General features: G+C 45.3%; 8 protein-coding genes. 4 read left to right on the plus strand and 4 right to left on the minus strand.

What is annotated here, in order from left to right; all coding sequences use genetic code 11:
• Window positions 1–82 precede the first annotated feature (82 nt).
• Window positions 83–850, plus strand: coding sequence for an RNA-guided endonuclease InsQ/TnpB family protein (locus MiSe_RS31620; RefSeq protein ID WP_226587585.1), 768 nt, complete (start codon window positions 83–85; stop codon window positions 848–850).
• Between the two features lie 225 nt (window positions 851–1075).
• Here the strand turns inward: MiSe_RS31620 and aroF are convergent, their stop codons facing one another.
• Window positions 1076–1939 (minus strand): 3-deoxy-7-phosphoheptulonate synthase, encoded by an 864-nt coding sequence (aroF, locus tag MiSe_RS31625; RefSeq protein WP_226587587.1) that lies wholly within the window; start codon window positions 1937–1939, stop codon window positions 1076–1078.
• Between the two features lie 1007 nt (window positions 1940–2946).
• Here aroF and MiSe_RS31630 point away from each other — a divergent pair.
• From MiSe_RS31630 to MiSe_RS31640, 3 genes are all read left to right on the plus strand, one after another.
• Window positions 2947–4374 carry a bifunctional orotidine-5'-phosphate decarboxylase/orotate phosphoribosyltransferase gene (locus MiSe_RS31630; RefSeq protein ID WP_226587589.1) on the plus strand — a complete coding sequence of 476 codons (1428 nt, stop codon included), beginning with the start codon at window positions 2947–2949 and terminating at the stop codon, window positions 4372–4374.
• A 137-nt stretch (window positions 4375–4511) separates the two neighbouring features.
• A complete protein-coding gene (locus MiSe_RS31635; protein ID WP_226587591.1) occupies window positions 4512–5270 on the plus strand; it encodes an SDR family NAD(P)-dependent oxidoreductase in 759 nt (252 codons plus the stop codon).
• 189 nt (window positions 5271–5459) lie between these two features.
• Window positions 5460–6110, plus strand: coding sequence for an HAD family hydrolase (locus MiSe_RS31640; protein WP_226587593.1), 651 nt, complete (start codon window positions 5460–5462; stop codon window positions 6108–6110).
• 1216 nt (window positions 6111–7326) lie between these two features.
• Here the strand turns inward: MiSe_RS31640 and MiSe_RS31645 are convergent.
• The 3 genes from MiSe_RS31645 to MiSe_RS31655 all read right to left on the minus strand — a co-directional run bounded on the left by MiSe_RS31645 (window position 7327) and on the right by MiSe_RS31655 (window position 8357).
• Window positions 7327–7629 carry a hypothetical protein gene (locus tag MiSe_RS31645; protein WP_226587595.1) on the minus strand — a complete coding sequence of 101 codons (303 nt, stop codon included), beginning with the start codon at window positions 7627–7629 and terminating at the stop codon, window positions 7327–7329.
• 1 nt (window position 7630) lies between these two features.
• Window positions 7631–7948, minus strand: a complete 318-nt coding sequence (locus MiSe_RS31650) for a hypothetical protein (RefSeq protein ID WP_226587596.1) — start codon at window positions 7946–7948, stop codon at window positions 7631–7633.
• 127 nt (window positions 7949–8075) lie between these two features.
• A complete protein-coding gene (locus MiSe_RS31655) occupies window positions 8076–8357 on the minus strand; it encodes a hypothetical protein (RefSeq protein WP_226587598.1) in 282 nt (93 codons plus the stop codon).
• Window positions 8358–9006: the final 649 nt, after the last annotated feature.

A 9006-nucleotide genomic window follows, 5' to 3' on the forward strand; every position in this document is an offset into this window, starting at 1 on the left:
TCTCTACATTAAGGTTCCCAAAATTGGGCTAATCAAGATTCGGTCACATCGTCATATCCCTGACGGCTCTATCCTCAAACAGTTGCAATTCATCAAGAAGAATGACGGCTGGTTTGTCAATCTCCTTCTTGAAGATGTAACAATTCCAACTGTTACCCCTGATTCGATTACCCCGACCTGGGACAACTCGATGGGGTTGGATGCTGTTCTACAGGAAGACAATTACCTAGCTACGTCAGAGAACACCAAGCTTCCATCTCTTAAAGTATTGCAAAACAGCAAGAGAAAGTTGGCTTCATGCTCTAAGAAGAAGAACGCACGAAAGAAGGGTTCTGCTTCTAGACGCAAATTAGCCAAAAAAGAAGGGCGATTACATCAGAAAATTGCCAGAGCAAGGAAAGATTTTCACTACAAGACTGCTCATTTGTTAGTGAGGACTGGCAAAAAAGTTTTCTTCCACGAAGACCTTAATTTAAAGGGTCTTACTCGGCGCAATGCCCCTAAACAAGACGAAACAGGAGCATACATTTCTAATGGACAATCAGCTAAATCCGGATTAAATCTGTCATGGGCTGATGCTGCGTTTGGGAGGCAGTGCGGTCTTGGGGTCTCCCCAAGAGGAGCAACTGCCGTTCAATTCTTTGAAATTCTGGGCCACATAGCTGCAAAAGCTGGAGCCGTAGTGATTGCAAAGAATCCTGCCTATAGTTCCCAGTTACTCTCCTACCGTAATCAGTTCGTTTTTACCAATTGCAGTATCCGAGAGTACTGGGATGAGATTGAAGAAATCTTGGTTGATAGAGACATTAATGCCGCTATCAATATCAAGAGACTGGGGCTGGACCTGTAATAGCTGGTTCTATTACTGATGCTACCTCCAAGGAAGTTCTCCGTATTCTTAAGAATACCTGAGAAGCCTACACTGACCCGTTAGGGCAGTGTAGGAGCGTCACACAAGAATGCTTGAAGGAGTTGGGTTTGTGGAAAGCGCAAGGCTTTGCGTAAGTCCTGACCAAAAAAGGGTGAGCAATTGCCCACCCCAAAAAAATAGGGACGTATCGAAATACGTCCCTATCTAAGCACTCAATACTGTCAAACGAGGAAGTGTATTAATTCCAGCTACACTCCTGCCTACGGATTCCGCGACTGGTTTTAAACTGCGAACTAAACTCACCATATCTTCCAACGAAAGCGCTTGTCGCGCATCGGAAACGGATTTTTCTGGTTCTGGGTGACATTCGATAATTAACCCATCTGCGCCACAAGCAACGGCAGCTTTTGCCAAAGGCGCTACTAACTCCCGCTTTCCAACTGCGTGAGATGGATCTACAATCACGGGCAAATGCGTTAATTGTTTCAAAGCTGCCACTGCGCCTAAATCTAAAACGTTGCGCGTGTAATTATCGAAACTGCGAATCCCCCGTTCGCACAATATTACATCCGGATTCCCGTGACTCAAAATATATTCTGCTGCCATAATGAATTCTTCAATTGTGGCGGCGAGTCCCCGTTTGAGCAATACTGGTTTGCCTGCTTGACCTAATGCTTTCAGCAAGTCGAAATTTTGCATATTGCGACTGCCTACTTGCAGCATATCCGCATGTTCGACAACAGCATCAATTTGTCCAATTGACATTACTTCTGTGACAACTGGGACGCCGTGACGCCGCCTAATATCTGCCAAAATCTTCAATCCTTCTAATCCTAATCCTTGGAAAGCGTAGGGCGAGGTGCGGGGTTTGTAAACGCCACCGCGCAACATCTGTACTGGGGCAGATGCTAGATGGGTGGCGACAATTTCCATTTGTTCTAGACTTTCTACCGTACAGGGACCACCGATAATTGTCAGTTCTTTTCCACCGATGGCGACTTGTTTTGAGACTTTCACAACTGTTTGGTGGTTGGGATGAGAAGCGGAAGCGAGTTTAGCAGCGTTCATTGGTTTTCTCCTTGTAAAAATGAGCAATCGGGATAACAAAAAACCCGGAGCTTTTTCAAGTTCCGGGTGTCGCGATTCATCAACATGATGCTATCTACCCAGAACTTATGCGGGGCCAAAAATAAAAGCCGTAAAACCAGTTAGAGTAGAGTGTCATCATGGGTAATGGGTAATGGGTCATTGGTAATGGGATGGTAGGGGCGGGTTTCACCGATAATTTATCGGATTCACCAACAATCTATATAAACCCGCCCTTGCCCTTTAAAACAAAAAACCGCAGATTTTGTTCTGCGGTTCACCGGGGGTTTCCAGGGGGTACTGGATTCACTTCCGGTGAACCTCTGGATACCAAAAATAAAAGTAGTAACTGGTATGATACATTTGCGGGTTTTTGTTTGATTTTCGAACATACTCCTATTACTCTTGACTTTAACAAAGTAATAGGGTCTGCGTCAAGAGATAAAAGTGTCAGCACCCCGCTCTAAAGACGCGGGGCCTTTTAGCCTCAAATCTTTAGGTAGCTGACCAGCCTAAGTCCCGGCAACGGGGAAACGAAGTTATCGGCAAGCGTTCAAGTTCCTACCAGGGGATGCGATGCCAGTTCCCTGCTCTAGAACTCAAAGGTTAAACAGTTTTACGAGGGGTAAGACAGTGCCTTTGAGATAGTACCGACCGATAACTTTGGCGAGGCTAACTTTACTCCCGAAAGGGAAGTTTCGGAGGGGCAACCATACCCCTCCACCCCGAACAGGATACTGCTGGCGAATCAAGGGTCTGACCCCTCACCCCAACGATTTCATTGGCTTCGATAGATTATTTCCGATTGTGTTCGCGTACAGCGTGCCGGAGGCATATCGCCATTTTGGAATTATTAATTTGACGTTAAATGAGGGGTGTTACCCCCGATTCTCCAGCGGTATCCGAAAAGGGACGGCGCCTTATACCGCCGTGTCGTGTTACTCCGTGGTCTAAAGACTCACGGTTTCCACACTCCCGGAGACTTTGAGATGAATTTTTTTGATAAGTTGCTTGTGGCGATGGATCGCAATCAGAGCTTGCTTTACGCGGCACTTGACCCAGATCCGGAGGTGTTGTCGGGAAGCGAACGCTCGTCATCCCTACGCCAACTCTGGGACTGGTTACCATTCGTCATCTCCCAAACCGAGGAATTGGTGTCTGCGTATATACTTACCCTCGACTTTTACCAAGCGCTGGGTATCCCCGGTTTAGAATTGCTGCAACATACTTTGGCGACTATCCCCCCTCACATCCCGGTAATTTTGGATGCCAAACACAGCGATATCAATACCAGCACCGCGTTCGCCCGTACCGTCTTTGAAACTTGGATGGTGGATGCTTGTACTGTTTTACCTTATGCCGGACACGAACAGATAGCCCCGTTTTTGGTTTATCCCGCTAAAGCCGTCTTTGTCCTGTGCGCCACGGGTAACCCTTCTGCGGCGGTATTGCAGGAACATCCAGCGGCAGATATACCATTTTATTTGCATCTTGTCAAGGAATCGCAAACTTGGGGCAGTCCGGAACAAGTGGGGTTGAAAGTTGGTGCGGCGATGCCAGATATTTTAGCGAAGATTCGAGCAACTGCACCGGAACGCCTAATTTTAATCCAAGGAACTTGGTCGGATGAGCAAGATTTGGCAAAGTTATTGTCAGCGGGTTTAAATGCTGAAGGACAAGGTTTACTGGTGCCAATTCCGACCGAGCTTTTAACTGCTGAACATCCATCCCAGGAAATCGAAAAGTTACGAGATACCATCAATCAAGAGCGTCAGCGGGTTATAGAAGGAAATCCCACTTGCGATTTGTGGTTGCCTAATGTTTGCTTCCTGCAATCCGACCCGCATCGAGATTTAATTTTACAGCTTTTCGACATTGGCTGTATTATTTTTGGGGAACACGTGCAAGCGTCGGGGGCAACTTTTCCCTATTATATCGACCTGCGGACTATTATTTCCAAACCCCAAATCTTCCATCAAATTTTAGGTGCTTACGCCGAGATTCTCAAACAATTGGAATTTGACCGAATTGCCGGAATTCCTTATGGTTCTTTACCGACGGCGACCGGGTTAGCTTTGCGCTTGGAACGTCCGATGATATTTCCGCGCAAGGAAGTTAAAGAACACGGGACTAAACGGTTAATTGAAGGGCATTTTGAAGCTGGTGAAAAAGTTGTCGTGATCGATGATATTCTAATTAGCGGTAAAAGCGTGATGCAAGGAGCGGAGAAACTGAGAACAGTGGGATTGCATGTAGAAGATATTGTGGTGTTTATCGATCATGGAAAGGGCGTCAAGGATAGATTGAAGGAAAATGGTTATCGGGGTCATGCTGTTTTGACGCTCTCGGAAATTGCCGAAACTTTGTATCAGTCGGGACGGATTGATGGGTCGCAGTTTAAACTGTTTGTTGAGTAGTTAAGGCAAATGGCTAATTGCTAATTGCTAATTGCTAATGGCTAATGGAAGTATTTTTCTTGGTTCTATTAGCCATTCAACTGAAATCATCTCTGGGGGTGGGTTTCTTTACCTCAATACAATTTTAAGGATAAATTATGATTGATTTAACGGGAAAAGTCATCTTAGTTACGGGGGGGTCATCGGGTATTGGCGCGGTGACGGTGCGGACATTGGCAAATGCTGGGGCGATGGTGATTTTGCATTATTTTAGTCAGGGGGATAAAGCTGAAGAAATTGTGGGGGAAATTGGATGCGATCGCATTCATTTACTCCCAGCAGATTTCACCCAAGAAAATGGGGCGATAACGTTGTGGAATGATGCAATATCTTGGCAAGGACGCATTGATATTTTAGTCAACAATGCCGCAATTATGTTAGCCGCCGGAGTGGATGACAACTTGGCTCTTTGGTCAAGTGCTTGGCAGAAAACTTTACAAGTTAATTTAATTGCGGTTGCCGATTTATGTCGCGAAGCAATTCATCATTTTAAAAGCCGCAATGGTGGCACAATCATCAACGTCGCCAGTCGCGCTGCTTTTCGAGGCGATACGCCGGAATATATGCATTATGCTGCATCTAAAGGTGGGATTATTTCCCTGACGCGCAGTATTGCACGAGGATTTGCTAAAGATAATATCCTCGCTTTTGCTGTTGCGCCTGGTTTTGTTCGTACAGAAATGGCGGAGAAATTTATCCAAGATTATGGAGAAGATTTCCTTACCCGCGATATTCCGATGGGGAAAATTGCCCCGCCGGAAGATGTTGCTAATGTTATCGCTTTTTTGGCTTCTGGTTTAGCGCCCCATGCGACTGGTACAACTATCGATATCAATGGGGCTTCTTATGTGCGCTGATTTGATTTAAACTCAAAGCGGCGGCGGTAAGTACGCCTTTCGCGTTGGAAGAATACTTAATTAATGAACGCGCGTCAGCGCTAGGACACGAAGGAAGAGAAAAGAAGAGATAGGTTATTGAAGTAGCGGGAAGGGAGTAAAATAAAACAGTGGGTTGGGTTTATTACAGTTGTATCGGATTTGGGGATTATGCTGACAGCAATTTTATTCGATTTAGACGGAACTTTAGTTAATACAGACCCTTTGCATTACAGGGTTTGGAAAGAAGTCTTGAAAGATTATGGCTTGGAAATCGATCAAAAGTTTTATGATAGTCGCATTAGCGGGGGACTAAATCCATTAGTTATCAAAGATATATTGCCCGAGCTGTCAGAAACTGAAAATTACCAGTTGGCTGAATATAAAGAAGCTCGGTTTCGCGAATTGGCATCGGAATTAAAACCTGTCGCGGGATGGGAACGGATTCTTGCTTGGACAGAAGAATTCAATTTAAAACGCGCGTTGGTAACTAATGCTCCCCCTAAGAATGTTGAGCTTATGCTCTCGGTTTTGGGGTTAACAGAAGCGTTTAATCCGGTTGTTGTGGCGTCAAATGCGGGAGTCTCTAAACCAGATCCAGCTTTGTATAGAATGGCTTTGAATTTGTTAGATATTGCGCCAGAGCAAGGGTTGGTTTTTGAGGATTCTCCAGCGGGAATTCGTTCTGCTGTAGGTGCGGGTATTTTGACTATTGGGATTGCTTCTACTCACAATCCTCAGGCTTTGTTGGCAGCAGGGGCGTTTAATGTTGTGCCAGATTTTACTGACGAACAGGTATGGAATTTGCTGCGGGGTTCATAGGTTTTTAGATTTGGGATTTAGCTGGGGGCGGGTTTATCTAAAATGTCTGTAAAACCCGCCTTTACTTAATGCTTGATATAATGAATAGTTGCTGCAATCGCTGACGGGTCGATAACCAATCTTATGATAGATGCGCTCGGAAGTGGGATTGGCTAAATCATTATAGTGAATCCCCACTAATTTACTACCGGGGATAGACCTGCCACGAGCAAAGCGGAGCTGGGGGAGCAAAGGGGAGCTGGGGGAGCAAAGGGGATGGGGGAGCAAAGGGGATGGGGGAGCAAAGGGGAGCTGGGGGAGCAAAGGGGAGAAAAAACGCTTTTTCGCACAATCAACTATACACAACTGATCTCTCGCGGACATGATATCAATAGTCCATTGAGACAGACTATTTAATCCCCTATAAATAATAATGCCAAAATCAGAAGAAGTCATTCCAACAATCCCACCTTGAGTGCTTGAGCATAAAACTATTCGCTTTAACAAATCTCTAGTTCCACCTGAATTAATGCTCGCCGGGAAGCTGGCGGGATTAAATAAAATCTCGTGGTGATTGGGGGATAAAGGATTTCGCGGCAACACCCTAAATTTACCAATATCATTTCGATGAGGCGCCTCAGGGTATAGAGAGCTATGAGGCCACCAATTTGGTTTAACTGTAGGACAAAGAAAACCGGCAGAACATAACGCAGCATTGTTATCAGGTCTTACCGCAACGACCATAGCAATCTCTTGTGACTGAAAAGTCACCCACCTAATAGGAAAATTTTCGTTTGAACCATAATTGACGTTTACAGCGTTATTAAAGTTGGCATCGGTGCAGATGCCAATCATGTTAGGAGTTAGCGTTAAACCATCATTTCCATCTCCCTGGCACAGTTGAACTTTAATGTTCGTTGCGCTTGGCTGTTCTATCAAGTATTTCCCATAAGCTCTATCTTTTGGTGCAGGTGACAATAGTGCATCCCAAGAAAAAACAGCCTCGTTTCCTGAAGCTGCCTCTTGCCTGTATCCTACTGAAATTAACTTACCATTAAAAACGCCGCGATATTTACTGGCGTCCCAAGTCTGATTCAGAATTTCACTTGTGTACTGAACAAGCCTTATCTTATTGACTCAATTGATAAATTAATTGGATCTGCCTCTGGCCAAAGTTTTTCTAAATTCCCTGGAACTTCTGTTACTTTGGCAATCCACGGCAATAGCTTTAATTGATTTATTTCGTCGCGTCGCTGCCAAAATAGCTGCTAAAAATCTTTGAATTTTTTGGTGGTAGGGTACAAACATAAGCAGGGCGATTAAGGTCTAGCTGTTGCGCTTCTATATTTTGGTAGAGGCGCCAGCGCCTAGGAATGTTGCAGCTAATTTTGGTAATAATAGCTGCTGTACATTGAAAATTGTGGGGAATTGTGGCGGAACCAAAACTGCTATTCCATGCATAATTGTTGACGGCAAGCTGAAGTTTGCTACCTGTAATAGGTGGTGGGGAATTAGTGAAACCAAAGTTAACAATTGGCATGTTACACCCATTCAAAGCACAACAAGCTTCCCGTACCGCTCGCGACAATCGCCCTGAAGATACCAGTGTAAATTATCGCCGATTCTTCTAACCATCCTTGACCGGGTGCAAGAGGAAGCCCCGACGCAACAGTAGCCGTATTTGTCAAACTTAAAAAAACTGTAGATGTGGCACCAGGTGGGTTAAGAATTAGGGCGCGCTTTCTACTAGAATTTGCTGCTAGCGCAGTACCAGAAGTAGTGGTAACCAATGGGTTTGTTTGAGTGCAAGTCCCTTCCCCAATAGCAGCTCTGGGAAAATTTACATTAACAATCCCCATTTTTTTGACCTAATCAACCAAGAATGTCGGTGATTTTTCGAGAAATTAAGGAGTGTAATACCAAACTACAACATTAACTGATGGTAGCCAACGCCGAAACTCTAAATCCAAAAGATAGGGGGGTTTCTCATAGTCTGGAATTGCGGACAGGCTGATTACCTTTAGCTCGAGCATGGGTGAGTCCCATGGGATATTCCCCTGCTGCAAAGCCACGGGGTTCGATAACCTTATAAAGGTCAGCTGTGCTGTTAGATTGGTGATGACTCCACACTTTTATTGCGTCGGCAAGACTGGAAACTCTACGATCTTGCGCCTTGTCATAAACCATATCAATCACTTCAACTGCTATCTTTGTCCCCTCGCCCATTAAAAACACTTCGTTAGCTGTCGTTAAAAAGCGAGACAGCAACGGTTGCCAATTTTCAGCCCCGTGATTTTGTCAAGGTAGTACTGCCGCTCTTACCCAAAAACTGCCTTGTTGTGCCGTATATACAGCCAAACCTACAGATGGATAGTTGCCCTATTGCCGCAACAAAGCTGTTGAGCGTGAGGCTGTTGTTTCTAAATCTTGTCATCGTGGAAAGCTCCCCTCTGCTAATCCGGGTATTCGATAGGTTAAATCAACGCTATATTTGGCGGCTTCTCTAATCCTGGTTGGGTAAGTCGTTTTGTCGCAACGACTCTGGCTCAACCTGGGGTGCAAGCGATTATTTCTACTGGGCGCGAAATAGTTAATTCTTTGAGGCGAGCAGCCACAGCATGGGAATTTCTTTCAACAGTGGTTGAGCGACGATCCTGTAGGCGCTACAACCCGTGCTGTCCCTGGAGTTCTTTCCTTGGGAGCATCAATCATTGTTGGAGCAAAAGTTGCCGCTTTTATAGGTGGGCTAAGTTTATTAGCTAAAATCAAACTTGCCCACTCCCCCAGCTCCCCCCACCCCCCCCAGATCGGAAGAGCACACCTCCTAACCTCAGACACAGCCAAAGAGCTCCTCTTCCGCCCTCTGCTTGGAAACAAAAAAAGTCATTGCTTCCCTAGAAATCACCTCCTGGTCTCC

Source organism: Microseira wollei NIES-4236, assembly GCF_020521235.1.
Classification (GTDB): domain Bacteria; phylum Cyanobacteriota; class Cyanobacteriia; order Cyanobacteriales; family Aerosakkonemataceae; genus Microseira; species Microseira wollei.